Here is a 24,692-nt window from a genome sequence, read left to right as displayed (position 1 = left end):
GTCACTAGACTTGCCAGCAGGGTTCGTCTTTTGTGTGGATGCTACTTAACGCGCCGCCCAGCCTGACGCCCCAGCCAACGGAATTGACCTGCTACAGAGCCGGAGACACTTGATGAGCCACGATCTGACAACGACAGCGGGGAAGATTGCCGATTTCCGCGACCGCCAGGCGCGTGCCGAACAGCCCTCCGGCCCCGAAGCAATCGAAAAGCAGCACGCGCGGGGCAAGAACACCGCCCGCGAGCGCATCGCCCTGCTGCTGGATGAGGACTCATTTGTAGAGTTCGACGCCCTGGCAGTCCACCGCTCCACCGCCTTCGGCATGGAAAAGAAGAAGCCGCTGGGCGACGGCCTGGTCTCCGGCTACGGCACCGTGGATGGACGCCTGGTTGCCGTTTACAGCCAGGACTTCACGGTCTACGGCGGATCGCTGAGCCAGGTCAACGGTGAAAAGATCGTCAAGGTCCAGGAGTTCGCGCTCCGGAACGGCTGCCCCGTCGTCGGCATCCTGGATGGCGGCGGCGCCCGCATCCAGGAAGGTGTTGCCTCGCTGGCCATGTTCGCGGACATCTTCCGCAACAACGTCCACGCAAGCGGCGTGGTACCGCAGATCTCCCTCATCATGGGCCCCTCCGCCGGTGGTGCGGCCTACTCCCCCGCCCTCACGGACTATGTGGTGATGGTGGACAAGACCTCCCACATGTTCATCACCGGCCCGGACGTCATCAAGACCGTCACCGGCGAGGACGTGGACATGGAAACCCTGGGCGGCGCCCGGCAGCACAACGCCACCACCGGAACGTCCACCTACCTCGCCTCGGACGAAACCGACGCCATCGAGTTCGTGCGCGAACTGCTGGACTTCCTGCCCTCCAACAACCTGTCCGAGGCACCCGTGCTGGGCCACCAGCAGGAGTTGGAACTTGACGACGACGACCTCGCCCTGGACGCGCTGGTCCCCGATTCGGCCAACCAGCCCTACGACATGCGTGCCGTGGTGGAACAGATCGTGGACGACGGGCACTTCCTGGAAATGCAGGCGCTGTACGCCCCGAACGTGATGATCGGCTACGGCCGCGTCGAAGGCCATACCGTGGGCATCGTGGCCAACCAGCCCCTGCAGTTCGCCGGCACGCTGGACATCGCCGCCTCCGAAAAGGCCGCCCGCTTTGTCCGCCACTGCGACGCCTTTAATATCCCCATCATCACCCTGGTGGACGTTCCCGGCTTCCTTCCCGGCAAGGACCAGGAGTTCCAGGGCATCATCCGCCGTGGCGCCAAGCTTCTCTACGCCTATGCCGAGGCCACCGTCCCCAAGCTCACCGTCATCACCCGGAAGGCCTACGGCGGCGCCTACATCGTCATGGGCTCCAAGAAGCTCGGTGCGGACCTGAACCTGGCATGGCCCACGGCGCAGATCGGCGTCATGGGTGCGCAGGGCGCAGTGAACATCCTGTACCGCCGCGACCTCGCGGCCGTCGCCCAGGACGGCGGCGACGTTGAAGCCCGCCGGGCCGAGGTGATCCGCCAGTACGAGGAGGAACTCCTCAACCCCTACCAGGCTGCCGAACTGGGCTACGTGGACGCGGTCATCGCACCCTCGGACACCCGCATCCAAATCATCAAGGCGTTGCGGGCGCTGCGCGACAAACGGGCCAGCCTCCCCGCCAAGAAGCATGGGAACATCCCGCTGTGATTGCCACACCTGCGGAAGAGAACCTGCCGGCCGCTCCCCTGTTCTCTGTTGTCAAAGGGCAGCCGAACGCCGAGGAACTGGCCGCGCTGACCGCCGTCGTACTTTCCCTGGGCGGGGAAAGCCCTACTCCCGCCAAAGCGCCAAGCGTGCGGCATTGGGTTCGGCGGCAGCAGCTGCGGCTCGCGCCCACGCCTGGACCAGGCGCCTGGAAGCGCAGCCACGGCGGGGCGTAGTCCCCACCCCCTCCCTAACCTCGCTTCGCTCGGCCAGGGACCCTCGGCGGAGTGGGCCCATACACCGGCGGGGCATGCTGACGTTGCCCACGTTGCCCCGTTAGGCTCGGGATGTGACTACAGACACCTCTTCCGCAGCCCGCCCGCACACCCTGATCGATGCCGTCGCGGACAACTACACAGACACCCTCATCAGGCTTAACCCGACGTTTGCCACCACCCTTGGCCTGCCCGGACATGAGACGGAATACCAGGACTTCTCCCCCGCCGGGATCGCCGGCTTCGCTGAGGCGGCACGGGACGCCCTCGCCGCACTGGAAGGCCTGGAGCCTGAGGACGATGTGGACGCCGTCACCCTGGACGCCATGCAGGAGCGGCTGGGCCTGCAGTTGCTGATTCACGCCTCGGGCTGGGAGTACGCGGAACTGAACAATATCGCCTCTCCAGCCCAGGACATCAGGGCCATCTTCGACCTCATGCCCACCGACACCGAGCAGGACTGGGAACACATCGCCGGGCGCGCCCACAACGTTCCAGCCGCCATCAGCGGATACACCGAATCCCTGCGCCTGGCCAGGGACGCCGGCAAGGTGGCCGCTGCCCGCCAGGTCCGGATCGTCATCGAACAGGTGACCAAATACGCCGCCGAAGACGGCTTCTTCGCCAAGCTGGCGGCGGGGGCCTCCACCTCCGCCGGCCCATTGCCCGACGCGCTGCAGGACAAGCTCGACGCCGGCGCTGACGCCGCCCGGCGTGCCTACACCGGCCTGGCAGAATTCCTGCGCACCGAACTGCTTCCCGCCGCGCCCGAGAAGGACGCCGTGGGCAGGGCCCGCTACGCCCTGGCTTCCCGGTCTTTCCTGGGCGCCGAAGTGGACCTCGAGGAAACCTACGCATGGGGCGTGCAGGAACTCGACCGCCTCATCGCCGAGCAGGAACAGGTGGCAGCCACCATCAAGGCAGGCGCCACGATCGCCGAAGCCAAGGAAATCCTCAACAACGATCCCGCGCGCCAGCTCAAGGGCACTGAGGCCCTCCGGGAATGGATGCAGGGCCTCTCCGACAAGGCCGTGGCCGAACTCGCCGGCGTGCACTTTGACATCCCGGACGTCATGAAGAAACTCGAGTGCAGGATCGCCCCCACCGACGAGGGGGGCATCTACTACACCGGACCCTCCGACGACTTCAGCCGCCCCGGCCGCATGTGGTGGTCCGTGCCCGCCGGCGAAGACACGTTCACCACTTGGGCCGAAACCACCACGGTCTACCACGAAGGCGTCCCCGGGCACCACCTCCAAGTGGCCACCGCCACCTACCGGCGGGAGCTGCTGAACAAGTGGCGCCGGAACGTCTGCTGGACCTCCGGGCACGGCGAAGGCTGGGCACTCTATGCAGAAAAGCTCATGCAGGAACTGGGCTACCTGAACGACCCCGGCGACCACATGGGCATGCTGGACATGCAGCGCATGCGGGCGGCCCGCGTGGTCTTCGACATCGGCGTCCACCTCGAACTGGAGATGCCCGAACGCTGGGGATCGGGCACCTGGACCGCCGACAAAGGGTATGACTTCCTCAAGGAGAACCTCCCCATCAGCGAAGGACAGCTCAACTTCGAGTTCACCCGCTACCTCGGCTGGCCCGGCCAGGCCCCCTCCTACAAGGTAGGACAGCGCCTCTGGGAACAGATCCGCGCCGAACTGGAATCACGGCCCGGCTTCAACCTCAAGGATTTCCACACCAAGGCCCTCAACATCGGCTCCGTTGGACTGGATACCCTGCGCCGGGCGCTGCTGTCTTAGTGCTGACGGGCGAGATGTTAAGCACACCGTTGCCGGGAATAACTTAACAATTGCCGCTGCATCCCTTGTGTTTACTGGATTCTTGTCCACCTGAGCCAATCTAGACTTCGTAATATTTCTCAATATTCTTTCGACGTGATATTAGGCAGGGGTCTAGCTTGTTCTGGTGAGCACTCAGACAAGCACCCCATCTCCCGCAGGGAAGACCGGATTCCAGCTGCCCAAGTGGGCGGGCTCGTTCGGCTTCCAGATCATCGCCGCCCTCATTGTGGGCCTTGGCCTCGGCCTGCTGGCAAAGTACACCGGCAGCACCAAGACCAACCCCAACGCACTCGGCGCCACCCTGCAGACCATCGGCTCAAGCTATGTGTCCCTGCTGCAGACCGCCGTCGTTCCGCTGATCTTCACCGCCGTCGTCAGCTCCATCTCCAACCTGCGCCAGGTATCCAACGCCGCCAGGCTGGCATGGAACACCCTGCTGTGGTTCGCCATCACGTCCCTGATCGCCGTGCTGATCGGCATGGGTTTGGGCATCCTGCTGCAGCCCGGTGCCAACACCGGCATCAACGGGGACGCCAAGTACACCGGCAAGTCCGGTGACTGGTGGGCCTTCCTGGTGGGCCTCTTCCCCAAGAACTTCCTGGGCTTGGGTGCCAGCTCCACTGTGGGCGATTCCGGCGCCGTCACCACCTCCGTCAGCTTCAACGTCCTGCAGATCCTGGTCATCGCCATCGCCGTGGGCGTCGCCGCACTCAAGGTGGGCAAGGCCGCAGAGCCCTTCCTCAAGCTCAACGCCTCGGCCCTCGCCGTCATCCAGAAGGTCCTCTGGTGGATCATCCGCGTTGCGCCGCTGGGCACCATCGGCCTGATCGGCAACGCCGTCGCCGTCTACGGCTGGGACACCATCGGCTCGCTGGGCAAGTTCACCGTAGCCATCTACGCCGGCCTGGTCCTGGTGTTGTTCGTGGTCTACCCCGTCCTGGTGCGCAGCCACGGCCTTTCCATCAAGCAGTACTTCTCGGGTGTGTGGCCCGCCGTACAGCTGGCCTTCGTGTCCCGCTCCTCCGTGGGAACACTGCCGCTGACCCAGCGCGTCACTGAGCGCAGCCTGGGCGTGCCCCGCGCCTATGCTTCCTTCGCCGTGCCGCTGGGCGCCACCACCAAAATGGACGGTTGCGCAGCCATCTACCCGGCCGTATCCGCGATCTTCGTGGCCCAGTTCTTCGGCATCCACCTGGACTTCAGCCAGTACCTGCTGATCGCCCTTGTCTCGGTCCTGGGTTCCGCCGCCACCGCCGGCACCACCGGCGCCGTGGTGATGCTCACCCTGACGCTCTCCACGCTGGGGCTGCCGCTGGCCGGCGTCGGACTCCTGCTCGCCATCGACCCCATCCTGGACATGGGCCGCACCGCCGTGAACGTTGCAGGCCAGGCGCTGGTCCCCACCATCGTGGCCAAGCGCCAGGGCATCCTGGACGAGTCGCTGTACAACGCACCCCGCAACGGCACCCCCTTTGTTGAGGAAGAAGCAGGCAGCGACGCCCTGACTGACGCTACCGACGGCACCACCGCCGGCACCGCGCCCCGTGAACTGCAGGACGCGAAGGCATAACGGTCATTGGACATGGAAGAGCGTCCCGGGAGGTTTTCCCGGGACGCTCTTCTGCGTCAAGGACTCCTCAGCCCGCTGGACTCAGCGGCCGCCACCGCCGATCACGCCGTTCTGCACGGCCTTGGTCACCGCGTCGGCCTCGGCCTGCGTCAGCTTTCCGTCAGCAACAGCCTTGTCCAACCGGGTCTTAAGCGCCGCAGCGTGCTCGGACTGCTCCTCGCTACGGATCTCCTGGAGGGCAGCGGTAACCTTCGCTTCATCAATGCCCAGCGATGCGGCCAGGGACTTGGCGAGCGCAGCCTCACGCTCAGCAGGATCCGGCTTCTGGCCCTCGGCAGGCGGGGTAGTGGGCTTGTTGGCCTCACGGAAGGCCTTCAACGCGTCGGTTACTTTGGCCTCGTCCACACCGAGCTTGGCTGCCAGCGCGGACGCCTGCTCCATGCCGTGGCCTCCGCGGCCGCCATGCCTGCCCATTCCGTCCTGGGCAGTGGCGGTGCTTCCGTCAGCCGAAGCGCTGGAACTCGAGCTGGGCGTGGGAGTGGGCGTCGTGGTGGTGGCTGAGGCCATGCCGGCAACGCCGATTCCGGCACCGAGCGCCAGCGCGGCGGCTGACAGGCCCAGGGTCATCTTCTTCGTGCGTTTCATCTTTGTCTCCTGATTCGCCGTCGGGTAACGGCTGCTGGTGGAACGCCTCTTGGCGAGACACACCAAGCTTCACGGGCCAGGTTCAGGAGGGGCTGTTCGGAACCTTTCGTTCTCCTGTGAATCCATGAGGCCGCCGGAACCGGGTGAACCCGGAAGTTGCATACAGTGCAAAGTTGCACGTAGTGTAAGAGGCGTGACAAGCCCCCTTCCTTCTCCCGACGCTGAGCCGTCCACCCCGTCGCGCCGGGAACTGAACAAGGCAGCCACGCGCCAGGCCATCACGGACGCCGCGCTGGGACTCCTTCGTTCCAAAGGCCCGGGAAACTTCACGGTGGAGGACATCGCCGACGCCGCGGGCATTTCGCGCCGCACCTTCTTCAACTACTTCAGCAGCACCGACTCCGCTCTGGCGTCCATCGTCCACGGCTTCCTGGACAACGCCATCCAGCAACTCCGGCTCCGCCCGGCGGACGAGCCCATTCTGGAGTCGGCGCAGGCCGCTCTGGTGGCCCTGGCCGACCCCAAGGCCATAGCACCATTGGCCGAACTGTTTACGCTGACCCAGCAGAGCCCGCTGATGTCCCACACGGAACTCGAGGCGTGGGACCACTGCCGGGCGCAGGTGTTTACCGTCGCCCGTGAACGCCTGGCCGGTACCCCCGGCGGGCAGGACGAGCTGTATGTCCATGCACTGGCCGGCTCCATCATCTCCTGTGGCAAGGCCGCCATGGAGGTCTGGTTCAGCCGGCGCGGCCCGGACCTGTCGCCCGCATCGCTGGACGAGCTCCGCCGGCTGCTCATCGACGCCATGGCCCTGCTGGGCGCAGGCTTCAACACCACGGCTTTTCCATCCGCAACCCGTTCCTCCTGATCAGATCGGTTCTCCCGCATGGCACTCCTCCTCTACCGCCTCGGCAAGTTCTCCTACCGCCGGCGCTGGCTTGTCATCTCCCTGTGGCTTGCCGTGCTGGTAGCCGTCGGCGGCTCAGCCGCAGCCTTCCACGGCACCCTGTCCAACAACTTCCAGATTCCCGGGACCGAAACCCAGCGGATCGCGGACAAGCTCAAGCAGGAGCTGCCCTCGGCGTCCGGCGGAAGCGCCACCATCGTCTTCGAAGCGCCCGACGGCGGCTTCACGGACCAGAGCCGGGCAGCCGTGACAGACGCGCTGAAGAAGCTGCAGACCATCCCTGAGGTCAAAGGCACGGTGGATCCGTTCGCCACCCAGGCACAGGTGGACCAGGCCGGCAAGGCCATCACCGACGGCGAGCAGCAGCTCGCAGCCGGCCAGGCCCAGCTGGACGCCTCCCGCGCGCAGCTCGAGGCCGGCAAGGCCCAGCTGGCCGCGGCCGAGCAGCAGCTCACCGCGGCAGGAGCACCGGCAGCACTGATTGAGGCCCAGCTCGGCCAGCAGAAGGCGGCGCTGGCGGCGGGCCAGGCAAAGCTCGACGCCGGCACCCAGGAACTGGAGGCCAACAAGGCCAAGCTGGAACTTGGCAAGCGCCAGGCCCAAGCGGCCTCGGCCATCCGCTTCGTTTCCGAGGACAACAAAGCCGCCGTGGCACAGGTGCAGTTCAACACCTCCATCAACGGACTGGCCCCAACGGTCCGCAAGCAGGTGCAGCAGATCGCCCACGAAACCTCCTCGGCCGGCGTCACTGCGCTGGCAAGCAAGGAAATCACCGAGGACATCTCGGCCCTGTTCGGCACCGCGGAAATCGTGGGTATCGCCGTGGCAGCGCTGGTCCTCATCCTCATGCTGGGCACCCTGGTCGCCGCCGGGCTGCCGCTGCTGATGGCCATCATGGGCGTCGGTGTGGGCGTCGGCATCACGTTCGCACTCTCCGGCCTGTTCGACATGAGCTCCATCTCCCCCATGCTGGCCCTCATGCTGGGCCTGGCTGTGGGCATCGACTACTCACTGTTCATCGTCAACCGGCACCGGACCCAGCTCCTGGCCGGAATGGACCCTGAAGAGTCCGTGGCCCGGGCCAACGGCACGTCCGGCAATGCGGTGGTCTTCGCCGGACTCACCGTGATCATCGCCCTGGCCGCCCTGGTGGTCCCCGGACTGCCGTTCCTCACCGTCATGGGCCTCGCGGCGGCCGGAACCGTGGCAGTGGCCGTACTCGTCGCCATCACCCTGACCCCCGCCATGCTGTCCCTGATTGGGCGCCGCATCATCTCCAAGCGGGCCTGGGCCAAGTCGGAGGCGCACAACGCCGAGCCGGACCACGAAGCAGCGGACCTTGCCATCGACCGTGAACGCAGCACCCGCGGATGGGGCGGCCTGGTCACCAAGCACCCATGGGTGGCGCTCATTGCCGGCGTCCTCCTACTGGGCACCCTGGCCCTGCCCGCCACGCAGCTGCAGCTGGCCCTGCCCGACGGCGGCTCGGAGCCGGTGGAGTCCGAGGCGTACCAGGCCTACGACCTGACCGCCCGCAGCTTCGGCGAAGGCGTCACCGGCCCCATCGTGGCCGTGGGCGAGTTCCCCGCGAACCTGGACGCAGCCCAGGCGCAGAAGCTGCAGTACGACATCGCGGACAAGCTCCGTGCCGTGGACAACGTGGTGGCCGCCGTGCCGGTGGCCCTCAGCGAAGACCGCCGCACCGCCGTGTTCCAGGTCATCCCCAAGGAAGGCCCCGCCAGCGCCAGTACCGTCAAGGTGGTCTCCGAACTACGCGGGCTTAACGGCGAAATCAAGGCCGACTACGACGTCACCATGGGACTGACCGGGCAGACGGCCGGCAACGTGGACGTCTCCACCAAGCTTGGTGACGCCCTGCCGCCGTACCTGGCCATCGTCGTCGGACTTTCCCTGATCCTGCTGCTGCTGGTGTTCCGCTCCATCGTGGTCCCGTTGCTGGCCACGGGCGGCTTCCTGCTGTCCCTGTCTGCGGCCTTCGGCGCCGTGGTGGCTGTGTACCAGTGGGGATGGCTGGGCAATGTCTTCGACGTGGCCAACCCGGGCGCCGTGCTGAGCTTCCTGCCCATCATCCTGATCGGCGTCCTGTTCGGCCTGGCCATGGACTACCAGGTGTTCATCGCCTCCGGCATGCGCGAGGCCTACATGCACGGATCATCCGCCAAGGAAGCGGTCCGGGTGGGCTTCCGGCACGCAGCCGCCGTGGTGACCGCCGCCGCGATCATCATGGTCAGTGTGTTCTCCGGCTTCATCTTCAGCCACCTCACCATGGTCCGGCCGCTGGGCTTCGCGATGGCCTTCGGCGTCCTGTTCGACGCGTTCGTGGTCCGCATGACCATCGTTCCCGCCGTGATGTACCTGCTGGGCGCCAAGTCCTGGTGGCTGCCCCGCTGGCTGGACCGGATCCTGCCGGACGTGGACGTGGAGGGCGCCAAGCTCAACCGCGGCCAGGCCGCGCCGGTCTCCGGCGAGCTGGTCCACTAGGCTGAAGCCGTGCACCATCTGATCCTCGCCTCCCAGTCCCCCGCCCGCACCAAGCTCCTGGCCGAGGCCGGCATCCGGCACACCGTGCTGGTGTCCGACGTCGACGAGGCCGCCGTCCAGGAACGGTACGGCGTCACCGACCCGCACGACACCGCACTGCTGCTGGCCCGCGCCAAGGCCGAGGCCGTGGCGTCGCTGCCGGAGGCGGAGGGCGCGCTGGTGCTGGGCTGCGACTCCGTCTTTGAGTTCGACGGCGAGGCGCACGGCAAGCCCTACACCGCCGACGTCGCCCGCGATCGGATGCTCCGCATGAGCGGCAGGGCCGGCGTGCTGCACACGGGCCACTGGCTGGTGGACTGCAGGGACACGGACGACGACGGCAACGGCGGCCGCGGCTCGGGCGCCACGCTCGGGGCGGTCGCCTCCGCCGAGGTTTCCTTCCTGGACATGGAACCGGCCGAAATCGACGCCTACATCGCCACCGGCGAACCGCTGCACTGCGCGGGCTCCTTCACCATCGATGGCCTGGGCGGGGCCTTCATCCGGAAGGTCGACGGCGACCCCCACGCCGTCGTCGGCCTTTCCGTCTCCACCCTGCGCGGCCTGCTAGCTGCCGCCAATGTTCGCATCACGGATCTCTGGCCCCACCGGTAAAGCAGTCCGTTTTCCGCATCGCTTGTAGCTTCCCTACAAAGGAAGGCTGCTTTACACGCGGATTCCGCAAGTAATATCGGCGGAACCTCCAAAACCGCGCTAGGCTCCCTGAAGGAAAGAAGGAGACGCCTTGTCAGCAAATTTGGAGCAGTCCGCAGGAACCACGCAGCCGAGCCTCACAAAGGTGCTGATCGCCAACCGCGGCGAAATCGCCGTGCGCATCATCCGGGCGGCACGGGACGAGGGCCTCGCCTCCGTCGCTGTCTACGCTGATCCGGACCGCGACGCCCTGCACGTCCGGCTGGCTGACGAGGCCTACGCCCTGGGCGGCACCACCGCCGCAGAGTCCTACCTGGTGATGGACAAGATCATCGAGGCCGCGCGCCAGTCCGGCGCCGACGCCATCCACCCGGGCTATGGCTTCCTGGCCGAAAACGCCCAGTTCGCCGCCCGCGTGATCGAGGCCGGCATCACGTGGATCGGCCCCTCCCCTGAGGCCATCTCCGCCCTGGGCGACAAAGTCCAGGCCCGGCACATCGCCGAAAAGGTAGGCGCCCCGCTGGTGCCCGGAACGGCGGATCCCGTCGAGTCCGCGCAGGAGGTCCTGGACTTCGTGGACCAGCACGGCCTGCCCGTGGCCATCAAGGCTGCCTTTGGTGGCGGCGGGCGCGGTATCAAGGTGGCCCGTACCCGGGAGGAAATCCCCGAACTGTACGAATCCGCCGTCCGCGAGGCCACAGCCGCCTTCGGCCGCGGTGAGTGCTTCATCGAACGCTTCCTCGACGCTCCGCGCCACGTGGAAACCCAGTGCCTGGCCGACTCCCACGGCAACGTCGTGGTGGTCTCCACCCGCGACTGCTCCCTCCAGCGGCGCAACCAGAAACTCGTGGAGGAAGCCCCGGCCCCGTTCCTCACCGAGGACCAGAACCGCCGCCTGTACGAATCCTCCAAGGCCATCCTGAAGGAGGCCGGCTACCTGGGCGCAGGCACCTGCGAATTCCTGGTGGGCCAGGACGGCACCATCTCCTTCCTCGAGGTCAACACCCGCCTGCAGGTGGAGCACTGCGTCTCCGAGGAAGTCACCGGCATCGACCTGGTCCGCGAGCAGTTCCGGCTGGCCCGCGGCGAGGAACTGGGCTATGGCGACCCCGAGGTCCGTGGCCACTCCATCGAATTCCGCATCACCGGAGAGGACCCGGGCCGGAACTTCCTGCCCGCCCCCGGCACCCTCCGCGTCCTGAAGAACCCCACCGGCCCCGGTGTGCGCGTGGACTCCGGCGTGGAGCAGGGCGACGTCATCAGCGGCAACTTCGACTCCATGCTGTCCAAGCTCATCATCACCGGCGCCAGCCGGCCGCAGGCCCTGCAGCGTGCGCGCCGCGCCCTGGAAGAGATGGTGGTGGAGGGCATCCCCACCGTCATCCCGTTCGACCTTGCTGTCGTCTCGGACCCCGCCTTCGCACCCGCCGAAGGCCCGTTCAAGGTCCACACCCGGTGGATCGAAACCGAATTCAGCAACAACCTGCCGGCATGGACCCCGGACGGCACCGCTGACGGCGAAGGCTCCGCCGAGGATCGCCAGCGCGTGGTGGTGGAGGTGGGCGGCAAGCGCCTTGAGGTGGTGCTCCCCGCGTCCCTGGGCACGCCGGGAACCGCAGCTGCCGCCACCGGCAAGCCGGGCAAGTCCAAGAAGCGCTCCCGGTCCGCAGGGCCCGCTGCCGCCACCGGCAACGCCCTGACCTCCCCCATGCAGGGAACCATCGTCAAGGTGGCCGTGGCTCACGGCGACGTGGTGACCGAAGGCGACCTGGTGGTGGTCCTCGAGGCCATGAAGATGGAACAGCCCCTCACCGCACACCGTTCCGGCACCATCACGGGCCTGACGGCAACCGCCGGTGAGACGGTGTCCGCGGGCGCCATCATCGCCACCATCGAGGACTAGAAGGCGGTCCGGCAGCCATGCTCGCACCGAGTTTCCAGGAAGAAGTGGACCGCTACCATAAGGCGGTCCCCGAAATTACCCGGGGCAACCCGGCTCCGATCAAGGAACTGTACTCCCGGCTGGATGACGTCACCCTGGCCAATCCGTTCGGCGGGATCGCCCGCGGTTGGGCCCAGGTGGACGCCCGGCTGGACCAGGCGGCACGGCAGTTCCGCGACGGCGAGATGCTGGGCTTTGACACGGTTACCTCCTACACGGCACGCGACACCGCCTATCTGGTGGAGACCGAACACTTCCGCGCCCGGCTTGACGGGGCGGCGGCCACGGAGGAGTTCGCCCTCCGCGTGACCAGCATCTTCCGCCGCGAGGAGGGCTACTGGAAGCTGGTGCACCGCCACGCGGACCCGGCTGCCCGGCCGCAGTCCCGCCGTTCACTGACGCAACCGCCAGCCTGATCAGCAGGGCGCGGTGCTGGCAGCAGGGTGCAGCAGGATGCAGACTTAGCTCATGCTGCCTTTCCTGCTCCTGGCCTCCCGCGCGGAGGATGCCGCCGCGGAGGACGAGTACGCCGCGTACCTGAGGTACGGCGGGCTTGAGGAGCGGGAGCTGCTCCGGGTCCGACTCGAAGCCGCTCCCCTGCCGGCACTGGATCTTTCGAAGTACTCCGGGGTGATCGTGGGCGGCAGCCCGTTTACCTCCAGTGATCCGCCCGAGCACAAGAGCCCCGTGCAGCACCGGGTGGAGCAGGAGCTGGCCGTACTCCTGGACCGGCTGGTGGACCTCGACTTCCCGTTCCTCGGCGCCTGCTACGGCGTGGGCACGCTCGGGAGCCACCAGGGAGCCGTGATCGACCGGACCTACGGCGAGCCGCTGGGCGCGGTGGAGGTGGAGCTGACGGAGGAGGGACTGCAGGACCCCATTCTGCAGGGTTTGCCCGCTACCTTTACCGCATTTACCGGCCACAAGGAAGCCGTCAGCTCGCTGCCCCCGCACGCAGTGCTGCTGGCCCGGGCGGCCTCCTGCCCGGTCCACATGTTCCGCATCAAGACCAATCTCTACGCCACCCAGTTCCACCCCGAACTGGACGCCGACGGGCTGGTAACCCGGATCGACATCTACCGGCACGCCGGCTATTTCCCGCCCGAATCAGCGGAGGAACTCATGGCGGCGGCGCGGGAGTTCACTGTCACCGAGCCCATGACGGTGCTGAAGAACTTCGTGGCCCGCTACGCCCGCTGAACCCGCCAGCCCGAACCAGCCGCCCGGCGTCGTGCGCTCCCTCCCGGTTACCTGGCACAGAATGCACGATGCCCGGCGCGTTTCCTGCCATTGCAGGAATCGCGCCGGGCAATTCAGCCGCTAACCGGGCTGGAATGCACAGTGGCTGTCAGGCCACGTTGTTCTCGTAGTCCACGTCGCGGGTTTCGCGGGTGAGGAACAGTGCGATCAGGGTGAGCACTGCCATGGAGGTCAGGTACACACCGACCAGGACCGGGCTGCCCTTGGCAGCTTCCCACAGGGCCACGGCGATGAACGGCGCCACTGCTGCACCCAGAATGCTGGAGAAGTTGTAGCTGATGGCCGAGCCGGTGTACCGCACGTTGGTGGGGAACAATTCGGGCAGCAGCGCTCCCATCGGGCCGAAGGTCAGGCCCATGAGGGAGAAGCCGAGGATCAGCAGGCCCATGGTGCCCGCAAAGCCGCCGCTGAACAGCGGGACGAACAGCAGGCCGAACACGAAGATGCCTGCGGTGACGGCGATGAGCATCTTGCGGCGGCCGTACTTTTCGGCCAGGGGTCCGGAGACCAGGGTGAAGATGCCGAAGAAGACGACGCCGGCAATCAGCATCCAGAGGAAGTCGTTCCGGCTGTAGCCGAGGCCGGGAACGAACGCGGCGGCAGCGGCTTCGGACATGGGCTTTCCGGCCTTTTCGGCTGCGGCCTTGGCACCTTCCAGGGTTGGCTTGGTGCCGTAGGTGAGCGTGAACGTGGTCATCAGGTAGAAGAGAACGTACGTGGCCAGCATGATGAAGGTGCCCAGGATCAGCTGGCGCCAGCTGCTCTTGAAGACGCGGCCCAGCGGCAGCTTGGCCACCTCGTTGGACTCCACCACCTTGGTGAAGGCCGGGGTTTCGATCAGCTTGAGCCGGACATAGAGGCCCAGGATCACCATGACGGCGCTGAGCAGGAACGGCACGCGCCAACCCCATGCCGCAAAGGCCTCCGGCGTCAGGGTGTAGCTCGCCACCAGGAAGATGACGTTGGCGATGATGAAGCCAATCGGGGCGCCGAGCTGCGGGAAGGTGCCGTAGATGGCGCGCTTGTTGGCGGGGGCGTTCTCGGTGGCCAGCAGCGCGGCCCCGCTCCATTCGCCGCCGAGCGCCAGGCCCTGGGCGAAGCGCATGACCACCAGCAGGGCCGGCGCCAGGAACTCCCAGCCCGGAACCAGCGCGGTGGGGAGGCAACCGATAAGGAACGTGGCGATACCCATGGTCAGCAGCGAGGCCACCAGTGTGCCCTTGCGCCCGAACTTGTCACCGAAGTGCCCGAAGATGATGGAGCCGAGGGGGCGGGCGATGAACGCCACGCCAAACACGGCAAAGGAGCTCAGCAGCTGCGTGGTTTCGTTCGCGCTGGGGAAGAAGAGCTTCGGGAAGACGAGGACGGCGGCGGTGGCGTAGACGTAGAAGTCGTAAAACTCCACTGTGGTGCCGATCAGGCTGGCCACGATGACGCGGCCGCGGGAGTTCACCGGCTGCTGTGCACCTGGCAGCGCGGTGGTATCGGTGGAAGACATAGGTAAACGCTTTCGTGAGACCGGCCGGGCGCGGGCAGGACTGCCTCCCGGCTCAAGTAGTTAGAGTTCGATCTTACTTGTCCCAGTCCAGTCAATGGACGAAACGTCCAGCATGCGGACCTGTGTTGTGCGTCTCACGCTAAGCGCGTCCGCCCCCGCCTCACGCCGGCCGCCCGGGCCGGATAGGGAAAAGTCACAGCGCGTTTACAAACATCGACTGTCCGCGAAACGAGCCGTCCCTAGGTTTGAGGAAACCCCATCCCTGAAGGAGGTAAACCGTGACTGTTGACCGCACTGTCGAAACCGGCGTACAGCCCGGCCCTGCCCGCACCACAGACGCCCCTGCCCTTGAGTTCCGCCCCGGCCGCTGGATCGCCAACTGGGATGCGGAGAACAAGGAGCAGTGGGAAACCGCAGGCCGCGCCATCGCGCGGCGAAACCTGAACTGGTCCATTTTCGCCGAGTTCCTCGGCTTTGTGGTGTGGCAGCTCTGGTCCATCGTGGTGGTCCAGCTTCCCGCCGCCGGGTTCACGTTCTCCACGTCGGAGATCTTCTGGCTTATCTCCATGCCCAGCCTGGTGGGCGCCACGCTCCGCATCCCCTACACCTTCATGGTCCCCCGCTTCGGCGGCCGGAACTGGACAATCGTGTCCGCCCTGCTGCTCCTGGTCCCCTCCATCGGACTGGCCCTCTGCGTCTCCAATCCGGAAACCCCCTTCGGCGTCATGCTCCTGGTGGCGGCCCTGGCGGGGTTCGGCGGCGGCAACTTTGCCAGCTCGATGGCGAACATCACCTTCTTCTATCCGGCCCGTGAAAAGGGCTGGGCGCTGGGCCTGAACGCCGCGGGCGGAAACCTCGGTGCCGCCGTCGCGCAGCTTGCCGTTCCCATTGTGATCACCCTGCTGGCCGCAGGCACCGTGAACCTTCCCATGGCCGGATTGATGTGGGTCCCCCTCATCCTGCTGGCCGCGTTCGGCGCCTTCAAGTACATGAACAACCTCACCAGCGCCAAGGGCGACGTGGCCGGCTCCGTGGCCGCGCTCAAGGAACCACACCTGTGGATCATGGCGCTGCTGTACATCGGGACGTTTGGCTCCTTCATCGGCTTCGCCGGCGTGTTCCCCAAGCTGATCAAGGACTACTTCCCCGGGTTCTCCAGCATCGGCGTGGGAACAGTAGCCCTCTCGCTCGCTTTCCTGGGCCCCTTGGTGGGCTCGCTGGCCCGCCCCTACGGCGGCCGCATGGCGGACCGTATGGGCGGAGCCCGGATGACCGTTTCGGCGTTCGCCGCCATGGCCGTGATCACGCTGACCATGGTCTGGACCTTGCCGCTGAAGAACTTCCTGCTCTTCCTGGTCCTGTTCCTGATGCTCTTCACCGCCAGCGGCTTCGGCAACGGCGCCACGTACCGGATGATCCCGGTCATCTTCGCCACCTCCAGCCGGGCCGCACGCGAGGGAGCAAGCTCCGTGGCCACCCAGCGCCTGGCGTCTTCCGCCCTGGGACTGATCTCCGCGATCGGGGCCTACGGCGGGTTCGTCATACCCCAGGTCCTGAACGCCTCCAGCACCGCCACCGGCTCCTACACCCCCGCCTTCTACGGCTTCGTCGGAGCGTATGTCCTGATGCTGCTGGTCTGCTGGGCCTGCTACATCCGCAACGCCGGCCGGAACGCGATGGGACACATCTAGCATGGCCAACAGCGCCGACACGCACTGCCCCTACTGCGCCCTGCAGTGCGCCATGACGCTCACGTCCACCTCGGCCCTGGCCCCGGCTGACCAGCCGGGGCCAGGCGCCGGCACCGCACCGCAGCCGCCCCTCGGGGCAGCAGTGGAGGCGACCCCGCGGGACTTCCCCACCAACCGGGGCGGCCTGTGCCGCAAGGGCTGGACCTCCCCCACGCTCCTGAACCACGCGGGCCGGATCACCGAACCCCTGCTGAAGGGACCCGACGGCGTGCACCGCCCCATCGGCTGGGAGCAGGCCCTGGACCTCGCCGCCGCAGCTGTAAGGGACACCCGCGCCCGTCACGGAGCAGACGCCGTCGGCGTGTTCGGCGGCGGCGGGCTCACCAACGAGAAGGCCTACATGCTTGGCAAGTTCGCCCGGCTGGCCCTGGGCACCTCCCGGATCGACTACAACGGCAGGTTCTGCATGTCCTCCGCAGCCGCCGCCGGAATGCGCGCCTTCGGCGTGGACCGCGGCCTGCCCTTCCCCGTGGAAGCACTGGACACCGCCAGCACCATCCTGATGCTCGGTTCGAACGTTGCCGAGACCATGCCGCCGTTTGTTCAGCACCTCAAGGGAGCCCGTGATGCCGGCGGGCTGATCGTGGTGGACCCGCGCCGCTCGGCCACCGCGGCCTTCACCGCCGACGGCGGCGGCCTCCACCTCCAGCCCCTGCCGGGCACGGACCTCACCCTGCTGCTGGGCCTCTCCCACGTGGTGATCCACGAGAACCTGGTGGACAGCGCCTACGTCCGGGAGCGCACCTCCGGCTACAGCGCACTTGTCCGCAGCGTCAACGCTTTCTGGCCGGAACGCATCCAGTCGATCACCGGCGTCCCCGCGGAGCTGATCCGGCAGACGGCCCGCATGCTTGCGGCCGGAGCCCGGGCCGGCGGCAGCTACATCCTCACCGGCCGAGGCGTGGAACAGCATGTGGACGGCACCGACACCGCCACCGCCGCCATCAACCTCAGCCTCCTGCTGGGCCTGCCGGGCACTGCCCGCAGCGGGTACGGCACCCTCACCGGCCAGGGCAACGGGCAGGGCGGCCGCGAACACGGCCAAAAGGCGGACCAGCTCCCCGGCTACCGCAAGATCACCGATCCCGCCGCCCGCGCACACGTCGCCGCCGTCTGGGGCGTTCCCGAGGACCTGATCCCCGGCCCCGGCCTCCCCGCCGTCCAGCTGCTGAAATCACTGGGAAAGCCCGACGGCGTCCGGTGCCTCTTTGTCCACGCCTCCAACATCGCCGTGGCGGCCCCTGACGCCAACACCGTGATCCAGGGGCTCCGGAGCCTGGACTTCCTGGTGGTCAGTGACTTCTTCATGTCCGAGACCGCCGCGGAAGCCGACCTGGTCCTGCCCGTGCTCCAGTGGGCGGAAGAGGACGGCACGCTCACAAACCTCGAGGGACGCGTCCTGCGCCGCCGCCGAGCCGTCTCCCCGCCTGCGGGCGCCCGCAGCGAACTTTGGATCATGGCCCGCCTGGCCGAGCGGCTGGACGCTCCGTCCACGTACAGCGAGGACCCGGAAACCGTTTTCGAGGAGCTGCGGCGCGCCTCCGCCGGCGGCCCGGCCGACTACTCCGGCATCGACTACGCCATGCTGGACCGCGGCGAGGCCGCCTACTGGCCCTACCCGGCCGGCAGCACCGGAACGCCGCGCCTGTTCACGGACCGCTTTGCGCACCCCGATGGCAAGGCGGTCATGGCTCCGGTGGCGCCGAGCCGCCGTCGTACGCCGGATGCCAACCCCGGCCCCGCTGCCAAAGCCATGACCCTCATCACCGGCCGCCTCCTGGAGCACTACCAGTCCGGAGCCCAGACCCGCCGGGTGGCTGAACTCCTCGCCGCCCGGCCGGAGGCCACGGTGCAGCTCCACCCCGCGGCGGCCGACGCCATGGGCATCGGCGCCGGAACCCTGGTCTCCGTCTCGAATACCCGCGGTGAGGTGGTGTGCCGGGCCGAGCTCAGCAGCGCCATCCGCCCCGAGACGGTCTTCCTGCCGTTCCACTTTCCGGGTGCCGAAAGCGCCAACCGGCTGACCGAAGCGGCCACCGATCCCGTCTCCGGAATGCCCGAATTCAAGTTCAACACCGTGTGGGTCCGGCCAATGGCCGCACCTGACTCCGCCCGGATGCTGCAGACAACGGAGGCCTCATGAGCGAACAGATTGTCATCGTGGGATTCGGTCCCGTAGCGGCCAGGTTGGTGGACGAGCTCCTGCCCGCTGTGCGCGCAGGCCACGTCAGCCTCACCGTGGTGGGAGCGGAAGCCGAAGCCGCCTACAACCGGGTGCTCGTGGCCGATCTCGGCGTCGGCCGGACCACCCCTGGCGCGCTGGCCCTTGCCGATGCCGCCGAGCTGGCCGCGCAGGGCGTGGACGTCCGACTGGGCGTGCGGGTGAAGCGCGTGGACAGGGCGCGGCAGCAGGTCCTGCTCGCGGACGGAACTCCCCTGCACTACGACCGGCTGGTTTTCGCCACCGGATCCCGCCCGGTGATCCCCAACCTCACCGGCATCAACCCGGATCCCTCCACCCCTGTCCTTCCCGCGGGCGTTACGGCGTTGCGGGACCTGCGCGACGCCGGCGTGCTGCGGAAGGCGGTGGAGGGCGGCAAGCGGGTGGTGGTGCTGGGCGGCGGCGTGCTGGGCCTGGAAACGGCGCTGGCCGCGGCTGAGGAAGGTGCCACCGCCACGGTGGTCCACAACGGCCCGCACCCGCTGGGCCGCAGCATCGACCGCGGCGGCGGAACGGTCCTGGCCGCTGGCCTGCGGAGGCGCGGCGTCCGCATGGCGGGAAATGCCCGTTCCACGGGGGTTGAGCACAACGGGCCCGACGGCGGCTTCTCGGCTTTGCTGCTCCATGACGGGTCCGCGATTGACGGCGACCTCCTGGTCATCTCGTGCGGTGTCCGTCCCCGGACCGAGCTTGCCGAAGGCTGCGGGCTGCCCACCGGCACCGGCATCCTGGTGGACCACCGGTTGCGGGCGCACCACGAACCGCACATTTTTGCCATCGGCGACTGCGCCGAGGTCCGCTGCCCGGACCCTGGCTGCGCGCGCTGCCGCCATGCAAAGGGTCCCTCCGGCTTGGTGGGCCCGGGGTGGCGGCAGGCCGAGTGGCTTGCGGGCTACCTCACTTTGCTGGCCGAAGGAGCAGCCGCCGAAGCGGAGCTGCTGCCCGCCCTGCCGCCGGAGCAGCCCGGCGTCGTGGTCTTGAAGGCCCGTGGCATCAACATGGCCGTGGCCGGAGACAACTCCGCCGATCCCTGGGACGAGGAAGCCCTGACGGCGGGTGCTGCCGCTGGACGGCCGCGCCTGCAGGTCTCGCAGTGGGCCGATCCCGAGCATGGCCGCTACGTCAAAATGACCACGCGCGGAGGCGTCCTGGAAGGCCTGGTGGCAGTGGGCATGCCGCGCACGGCCGCCGAACTGGTGGGGCTCTTTGAACGCGGGGCTGAACTGCCCGCGGACCGGTCGCTGCTCCTCCGCCTGGATGGCCCGGACCAGCTGCCGGGAGCCTCTGCCGACCCCGCCGGAACGGTGTGCCGGTGCGCCGGGGTCAGCGGGACTGCCATCACCGAGGCCGTCTCGGCCGGCTGCGCCACCGTGGCGGACGTTTCCAAGGCCACCCGCGCGGGCACCGGCTGCGGTGGCTGCCACGAGGACATCAAGGGCCTCATCGAAGGGCACTTCTCCCCAGCTTTCCCCTAACCTCGCAAGCTCGGCCAGGGAACCCGGACGCCGTGGCCCCACCCAGCCTTCCCCTAACCCAAGGCGGTGGCGGCATGGGCGATGGTTGACGGCGCATGAACATGGCGGCGAAGGTAAAGGCACCACCAATGACTGGGCGGTGTTCCGGCATCCGCCCGCCCGTGACATCGAGTCGCGGCAGTTCACGACGAAAGGACACCGATGTCCCTCCTCGATTCCGCCCTTTGGGACGGCAACATCTACCTCAACGGCTGGCGCAAAGGCGGCGGCGGAACCGGAACCAGCGTTGAACCGGCCACCGGCGCCCAGCTGGGCAACTACGGGATCGCCTCCGTGGAGGATGCCCGGGAGGCTGCCGCCGCGGCGGCGAAGGCCCAAAAGGCCTGGGCCGCGCGCAACCCGGAGGAGCGCGCCGCCGTGCTGCGCCGCGCCGGGCAGCTTTGGGAGGAGCACGCCGCGGAGGTCCAGGACTGGATCGTCCGCGAATCCGGCGGCATCGCCCCCAAGGCAGCGCTGGAAACGCACATAGCCGCCAACGAATGCTACGACGCTTCAGCGCTGCCCTCGCTGCCGGCCGGGGACGTACTCACCTCGAACGAGAACCGCTGGTCCTTTGCCCGGCGCCGCCCTGTCGGCGTCGTCTCCGTGATCGCGCCGTTCAACTTCCCGCTGATCCTCTCCATCCGCGCCGTCGCCCCTGCCCTGGCTTTGGGGAACGCGGTGCTGCTCAAACCGGACCCCCGGACCGCTGTCTGCGGCGGCGTCACCCTCATGCGGATCTTCGAGGAGGCAGGCCTGCCGCCCGGGCTGCTGTCGCTGCTGCCCGGCGGCGCAGACATCGGTGCCGCCGTGGTGGAGGCACCGGAAGTGCGCGTCATCGCCTTCACGGGTTCGACGGCGGCCGGGCGGAAGATCGGCGAAACAGCCGGACGCCTGCTCAAGCGCGCCCACCTGGAGCTTGGCGGCAACAACGCGCTGATCGTGCTGCCGGGCGCAGACCTGGCCAAGGCTGCGTCGGCCGCCGCATTCGGATCGTTCATGCACCAGGGCCAGATCTGCATGGCAGCCGGCCGGCATATCGTGCACGAGGACATCTACGACGACTACGTTGCCGCGCTGTCCGAGAAGGCCGCCCACCTGCCGGTCGGTGACCCGAAGAGCGGCACCGTGGCGCTGGGACCGGTCATCGATGAGCGGCAGCTGCACCGTGTGGACGGCATAGTCCAGGAGGCGGTAAAGGGCGGCGCCCGGGTGGCAGCGGGCGGCACCCACGATGGGCGCTTCTACCAGCCCACGGTACTGGTGGACCTTAAGCAGGACAGTCCGGCCTGGAAAGATGAAATCTTTGGACCCGTGGCCCCGGTGACCAGCTTCTCCACCGTGGATGAAGCGGTGGCCTTGGCCAACGACAGCGAGTACGGCCTGTCCATCGGCATCCTGGGTGACGTCGGCATGGCCATGACCATTGCAGACCAGCTGGACTCCGGCAAGGTCCATATCAACGAGCAGACAGTCTCGGACGAGGCCAATTCCCCGTTCGGCGGCATGAAGGATTCGGGCAACGGCTCCCGGATCGGCGGCCACCACGCCAACATGGAGTCTTTCACCGAAATACAGTGGCTCACGATGCGCCCGGACATCGCCCCGTATCCGTTTTAAACACAGTTTCCCGCCAAGGGTTGCAAACCTCTTGGCGGGAAACCAGTGGGGCTGTTAGGCCGTTGCTCCTGAATCGAACTCCCCGCCGGCCACGGCCTCGGCGTACTTGGTGAGGTCCGGGCCCGGCTGGAAGTCCACGAACTGGCCCTTCAGCTTTTCAAACAGGAACTCGTACACCTGTTCCTTGCCGGATCCGGACAGCGATGAAGCCGCCTCCCGGACCGCTTCCTGCAGTGCCCGATCGGCATCCAGCAGGATCTTCTCCCGTGCCTGCTCGTTCCACTTGATGTCCTGAAGTTCCATGGGCCCCTCCTTGCGTCGACGGCTGGTACAGGAACGGCCGGGAACTTCATGGAAATTCCCGGCCGCGCCTGGTTCGAGTCTAGGCAGAGGGCCCCGAGGGGTCCAGCCCCGCGTTTGGCGGGAGCCTTACATATGGACGTGCAGGCGGCGGGCTGCCTCGGAGATGGAGCCGGTCAGCGACGGGTACACCGTGAAGGTGCTTGCGACGTCGTCCACGTGCAGTTTCTGCTTGACCGCGATGGAAATCGGGAAGATCAGTTCGGACGCGTTGGGTCCCACCACCACACCGCCGATCACGGTGCCGGAGCCCTTCCGCGCAAAGATCTTCACGAACCCGTCCTTGGCGTTGCGCATTTTGGCGCGGGCGTTGCTGCGCAGGGAGAGCTTGATGATGTCGGCCTGGTACTTGCCGGATTCGATCTCTGCCTCGGACACGCCGACGTTCGCGATTTCGGGCGAGGTGAAGATATTGGAGGCCACCTGGTGAAGCTTCAGCGGGGTGACGCCGTCGCCCATGAAGTGTGCCACCGCGATCCGGCCCTGCATGGCAGCCACCGAGGCCAGCGGCAGGACACCGGTGCAGTCGCCGGCGGCGTAGATGTTGGGGGCCGTGGTACGGGACACGCCGTCCACCTTGATGTGGCCGCTGTCGCTGACTGCCACTCCGGCCTCCTCCAGGCCGATGCCTGCAGTGTTCGGGATGGAACCCAGGCACAGCAGGCAGTGGCTGCCGGTCACCTTGGTGCCGTCCGAGAGCGTGACCACCACGCCCTCGTCCGTGCGTTCGACTGTCTGCGCCCGGGAGCGGGACAGGACCCGTACGCCGCGGCGTTCAAAGACTTCTTCCAGGACCACTGCGGCGTCCACGTCGGAGCCCGGCAGCACGCGGTCACGGCTGGAGACCAGGGTGACCTTGGAGCCCAGGCCGTTGTAGGCGGAGGCAAATTCGGCACCGGTCACGCCGGAGCCCACCACGATGAGTTCCTCGGGCAGTTCATCCAGGTTGTAGATCTGGGTCCAGTTCAGGATCCGTTCCCCGTCCGGGCGGGCCGTTTCCAGTTCGCGGGGGTGCGCACCTACGGCCAGCAGGACGGTGTCCGCTTCGATCGTCTCGGTGCCGTCCACGGTGAGGACCTCGATGGTGTGGCTGTCCAGGAGGCGGCCGGAACCAGCGATGATGCGGACACCCTGCTTTTCGAGGCCGTCGCGGATGTCCTGGGACTGCGTACGGGCCAGGGTGAGGAGGCGGTCGTTGATGTGCTTGAGGTCGGCGCGCATCACGGGGATAAAGTCGCCGCCGTCGACATCGAACTTCACACCCAGCTCGCCGGCCTCGGCGACGCGCGTCATCAGGTCCGCCGTGGCAATGAGCGTCTTGGAAGGAACCACGTCCGTCAGCACCGCGGAGCCACCCAGGCCCGCGCGTTCGACGATGGTGACCGTCGCTCCGAGCGAGGCGGCCACCATGGCGGCTTCGTATCCGCCGGGACCACCTCCCAGGATTGCGATCCGGGGGGAACTGAAATCTGGATGCGTAGTCACAGTCATCCATTCTCGCCCATTCACCGCCTGACCACCAAGAAAACAGGGCATCCTGGGGGCCGCAGTGACAGGGGTAACAGGGGCGGCAGGATAACTTGTACTGGTGAGTACAACAGACTTCCTGAACACGGACCCGTTCGCCGCCGCCCGCGCCGCCGCTGACTACATCGCCGAGGAGACAGGCGTGGACCGTCACGACACCGCGCTGGTCCTCGGCTCCGGGTGGGGCGAGGCCGCCGACCTGATCGGCGAGACCACCGCCACCCTGTCCGCCGAGGAAGTCCCTGGCTTCCACTCTCCCGCCGTCGAGGGCCACGTAGGCACCATCCGGTCCGTCCTGACCAAGGGCGGGAAGCGCGCCCTGGTCCTGGGTGCCCGCACCCACTACTACGAAGGCAAGGGCGTCCGCGCCGTGGTGCATGGCGTCCGGACCGCGGCAGCCGCAGGGTGCAGCACCCTTGTCCTCACCAACGGCTGCGGCGGCCTCAACGAGGCGTGGGCCCCCGGCACGCCGGTCCTGATCCGGGACCACATCAACCTCACCGCGGCTTCACCCCTGGAAGGGGCTACGTTCGTGGACCTGACGGACCTCTACTCACCCAGGATCCGCGGACTCGCCCGTGAAGTGGATCCCACCCTGGACGAAGGCGTCTACGCGCAGTTCCCCGGCCCGCACTACGAGACGCCGGCGGAAGTGCAGTACGCCAAGCGGATCGGGGCCGACCTGATCGGCATGTCCACGGCGTTGGAGGCCATCGCCGGCCGGCACGCCGGAATGGAGGTGTTCGGCATTTCGCTGGTCACCAACCTCGCCGCGGGCATCAGCCCCCAGCCGCTGAGCCACCAGGAAGTCCTTGAATCCGGCGAGGCTGCGGGGCCGCGCATCTCCAGGCTGCTGGCCGACATCATCGCGCGGCTCTAGCAGGACCACGCACCCCGGGTGCATCACGT

19 protein-coding genes are annotated in these 24,692 nt (G+C 67.4%); 15 read left to right on the top strand and 4 right to left on the bottom strand.

The window, feature by feature from the left end; translation table 11 throughout:
* The first annotated feature begins 112 nt into the window (after positions 1 to 112).
* The 4 genes from ACIGJD_RS06340 (at position 113) to ACIGJD_RS06325 (ending at position 5,340) form a co-directional block, all read left to right on the top strand.
* Entirely contained in the window at positions 113 to 1,696 is a 1,584-nt protein-coding gene (locus tag ACIGJD_RS06340; RefSeq protein ID WP_483688787.1) for an acyl-CoA carboxylase subunit beta, read from the top strand.
* A complete protein-coding gene (locus ACIGJD_RS06335) occupies positions 1,693 to 1,929 on the top strand; it encodes an acyl-CoA carboxylase subunit epsilon (RefSeq protein ID WP_483688786.1) in 237 nt (78 codons plus the stop codon). Before ACIGJD_RS06340 ends, ACIGJD_RS06335 begins: the two co-directional genes overlap by 4 nt.
* A gap of 113 nt (positions 1,930 to 2,042) precedes the next feature.
* A complete protein-coding gene (locus ACIGJD_RS06330) occupies positions 2,043 to 3,728 on the top strand; it encodes a DUF885 domain-containing protein (protein WP_483688785.1) in 1,686 nt (561 codons plus the stop codon).
* Positions 3,729 to 3,894: 166 nt separating this feature from the next.
* A complete protein-coding gene (locus ACIGJD_RS06325) occupies positions 3,895 to 5,340 on the top strand; it encodes a dicarboxylate/amino acid:cation symporter (protein ID WP_483688784.1) in 1,446 nt (481 codons plus the stop codon).
* An 81-nt stretch (positions 5,341 to 5,421) separates the two neighbouring features.
* On the opposite strand, the gene ACIGJD_RS06320 is transcribed toward ACIGJD_RS06325, so the two are convergent.
* Entirely contained in the window at positions 5,422 to 5,985 is a 564-nt protein-coding gene (locus ACIGJD_RS06320; RefSeq protein ID WP_483688783.1) for a hypothetical protein, read from the bottom strand.
* A gap of 193 nt (positions 5,986 to 6,178) precedes the next feature.
* On the opposite strand from ACIGJD_RS06320, the gene ACIGJD_RS06315 reads away from it, so the two are divergent.
* The 6 genes from ACIGJD_RS06315 (at position 6,179) to ACIGJD_RS06290 (ending at position 13,232) form a co-directional block, all read left to right on the top strand.
* Entirely contained in the window at positions 6,179 to 6,856 is a 678-nt protein-coding gene (locus ACIGJD_RS06315; RefSeq protein ID WP_483688782.1) for a TetR/AcrR family transcriptional regulator, read from the top strand.
* Between the two features lie 18 nt (positions 6,857 to 6,874).
* Complete coding sequence (locus tag ACIGJD_RS06310; protein WP_483688781.1) at positions 6,875 to 9,397, top strand: MMPL family transporter; 2,523 nt, start codon at positions 6,875 to 6,877, stop codon at positions 9,395 to 9,397.
* A gap of 9 nt (positions 9,398 to 9,406) precedes the next feature.
* Positions 9,407 to 10,051 (top strand): Maf family protein, encoded by a 645-nt coding sequence (locus tag ACIGJD_RS06305; protein WP_483688780.1) that lies wholly within the window; start codon positions 9,407 to 9,409, stop codon positions 10,049 to 10,051.
* Positions 10,052 to 10,181: 130 nt separating this feature from the next.
* Positions 10,182 to 11,993 (top strand): acetyl/propionyl/methylcrotonyl-CoA carboxylase subunit alpha, encoded by a 1,812-nt coding sequence (locus tag ACIGJD_RS06300; RefSeq protein WP_483688779.1) that lies wholly within the window; start codon positions 10,182 to 10,184, stop codon positions 11,991 to 11,993.
* A gap of 17 nt (positions 11,994 to 12,010) precedes the next feature.
* The gene (locus ACIGJD_RS06295; RefSeq protein WP_483688778.1) at positions 12,011 to 12,448 is read left to right on the top strand and encodes a YybH family protein; all 438 of its coding nucleotides are present in this window, start codon (positions 12,011 to 12,013) and stop codon (positions 12,446 to 12,448) included.
* A 52-nt stretch (positions 12,449 to 12,500) separates the two neighbouring features.
* Positions 12,501 to 13,232 carry a glutamine amidotransferase gene (locus ACIGJD_RS06290; RefSeq protein WP_483688777.1) on the top strand — a complete coding sequence of 244 codons (732 nt, stop codon included), beginning with the start codon at positions 12,501 to 12,503 and terminating at the stop codon, positions 13,230 to 13,232.
* A gap of 148 nt (positions 13,233 to 13,380) precedes the next feature.
* On the opposite strand, the gene ACIGJD_RS06285 is transcribed toward ACIGJD_RS06290, so the two are convergent.
* Entirely contained in the window at positions 13,381 to 14,790 is a 1,410-nt protein-coding gene (locus ACIGJD_RS06285; RefSeq protein ID WP_483688776.1) for an MFS transporter, read from the bottom strand.
* A 278-nt stretch (positions 14,791 to 15,068) separates the two neighbouring features.
* Between ACIGJD_RS06285 and ACIGJD_RS06280 the strand changes: the two genes are divergently transcribed.
* From ACIGJD_RS06280 to ACIGJD_RS06265, 4 genes are all read left to right on the top strand, one after another.
* Positions 15,069 to 16,481: an MFS transporter gene (locus ACIGJD_RS06280; protein WP_483688775.1), complete on the top strand. Its 1,413-nt coding sequence runs from the start codon at positions 15,069 to 15,071 to the stop codon at positions 16,479 to 16,481.
* 1 nt (position 16,482) lies between these two features.
* Positions 16,483 to 18,684 (top strand): molybdopterin oxidoreductase family protein, encoded by a 2,202-nt coding sequence (locus ACIGJD_RS06275; RefSeq protein ID WP_483688774.1) that lies wholly within the window; start codon positions 16,483 to 16,485, stop codon positions 18,682 to 18,684.
* The gene (locus ACIGJD_RS06270) at positions 18,681 to 20,237 is read left to right on the top strand and encodes an FAD-dependent oxidoreductase (protein WP_483688773.1); all 1,557 of its coding nucleotides are present in this window, start codon (positions 18,681 to 18,683) and stop codon (positions 20,235 to 20,237) included. Before ACIGJD_RS06275 ends, ACIGJD_RS06270 begins: the two co-directional genes overlap by 4 nt.
* Positions 20,238 to 20,438: 201 nt before the next feature.
* Positions 20,439 to 21,896: an aldehyde dehydrogenase family protein gene (locus tag ACIGJD_RS06265; protein WP_483688772.1), complete on the top strand. Its 1,458-nt coding sequence runs from the start codon at positions 20,439 to 20,441 to the stop codon at positions 21,894 to 21,896.
* A 54-nt stretch (positions 21,897 to 21,950) separates the two neighbouring features.
* Here the strand turns inward: ACIGJD_RS06265 and ACIGJD_RS06260 are convergent, their stop codons facing one another.
* Positions 21,951 to 22,199 carry a hypothetical protein gene (locus ACIGJD_RS06260; protein WP_483688771.1) on the bottom strand — a complete coding sequence of 83 codons (249 nt, stop codon included), beginning with the start codon at positions 22,197 to 22,199 and terminating at the stop codon, positions 21,951 to 21,953.
* Between the two features lie 126 nt (positions 22,200 to 22,325).
* Positions 22,326 to 23,741, bottom strand: coding sequence for an NAD(P)H-quinone dehydrogenase (locus ACIGJD_RS06255; RefSeq protein ID WP_483688770.1), 1,416 nt, complete (start codon positions 23,739 to 23,741; stop codon positions 22,326 to 22,328).
* 103 nt (positions 23,742 to 23,844) lie between these two features.
* Here ACIGJD_RS06255 and ACIGJD_RS06250 point away from each other — a divergent pair, with 103 nt between their 5' ends.
* A complete protein-coding gene (locus ACIGJD_RS06250) occupies positions 23,845 to 24,663 on the top strand; it encodes a purine-nucleoside phosphorylase (RefSeq protein ID WP_142130615.1) in 819 nt (272 codons plus the stop codon).
* Positions 24,664 to 24,692: the final 29 nt, after the last annotated feature.

Source organism: Arthrobacter sp. E1SS-5, from assembly GCF_057073715.1.
The sequence above is the reverse complement of the archived record's forward strand: the minus strand, read 5'-3'. Positions and strand labels throughout refer to the sequence as shown.

Bases quoted from the DNA above. Each gene is read 5' to 3' on its own strand.
- ACIGJD_RS06285 (WP_483688776.1), bottom strand. From the start codon at position 14,790: ATGTCTTCCACCGATACCACCGCGCTGCCAGGTGCACAGCAGCCGGTG.
- ACIGJD_RS06260 (WP_483688771.1), bottom strand. From the start codon at position 22,199: ATGGAACTTCAGGACATCAAGTGGAACGAGCAGGCACGGGAGAAGATC.
- ACIGJD_RS06265 (WP_483688772.1), top strand. From the start codon at position 20,439: ATGTCCCTCCTCGATTCCGCCCTTTGGGACGGCAACATCTACCTCAAC.
- ACIGJD_RS06340 (WP_483688787.1), top strand. From the start codon at position 113: ATGAGCCACGATCTGACAACGACAGCGGGGAAGATTGCCGATTTCCGC.
- ACIGJD_RS06270 (WP_483688773.1), top strand. From the start codon at position 18,681: ATGAGCGAACAGATTGTCATCGTGGGATTCGGTCCCGTAGCGGCCAGG.
- ACIGJD_RS06290 (WP_483688777.1), top strand. From the start codon at position 12,501: ATGCTGCCTTTCCTGCTCCTGGCCTCCCGCGCGGAGGATGCCGCCGCG.
- ACIGJD_RS06320 (WP_483688783.1), bottom strand. From the start codon at position 5,985: ATGAAACGCACGAAGAAGATGACCCTGGGCCTGTCAGCCGCCGCGCTG.
- ACIGJD_RS06310 (WP_483688781.1), top strand. From the start codon at position 6,875: ATGGCACTCCTCCTCTACCGCCTCGGCAAGTTCTCCTACCGCCGGCGC.
- ACIGJD_RS06295 (WP_483688778.1), top strand. From the start codon at position 12,011: ATGCTCGCACCGAGTTTCCAGGAAGAAGTGGACCGCTACCATAAGGCG.
- ACIGJD_RS06275 (WP_483688774.1), top strand. From the start codon at position 16,483: ATGGCCAACAGCGCCGACACGCACTGCCCCTACTGCGCCCTGCAGTGC.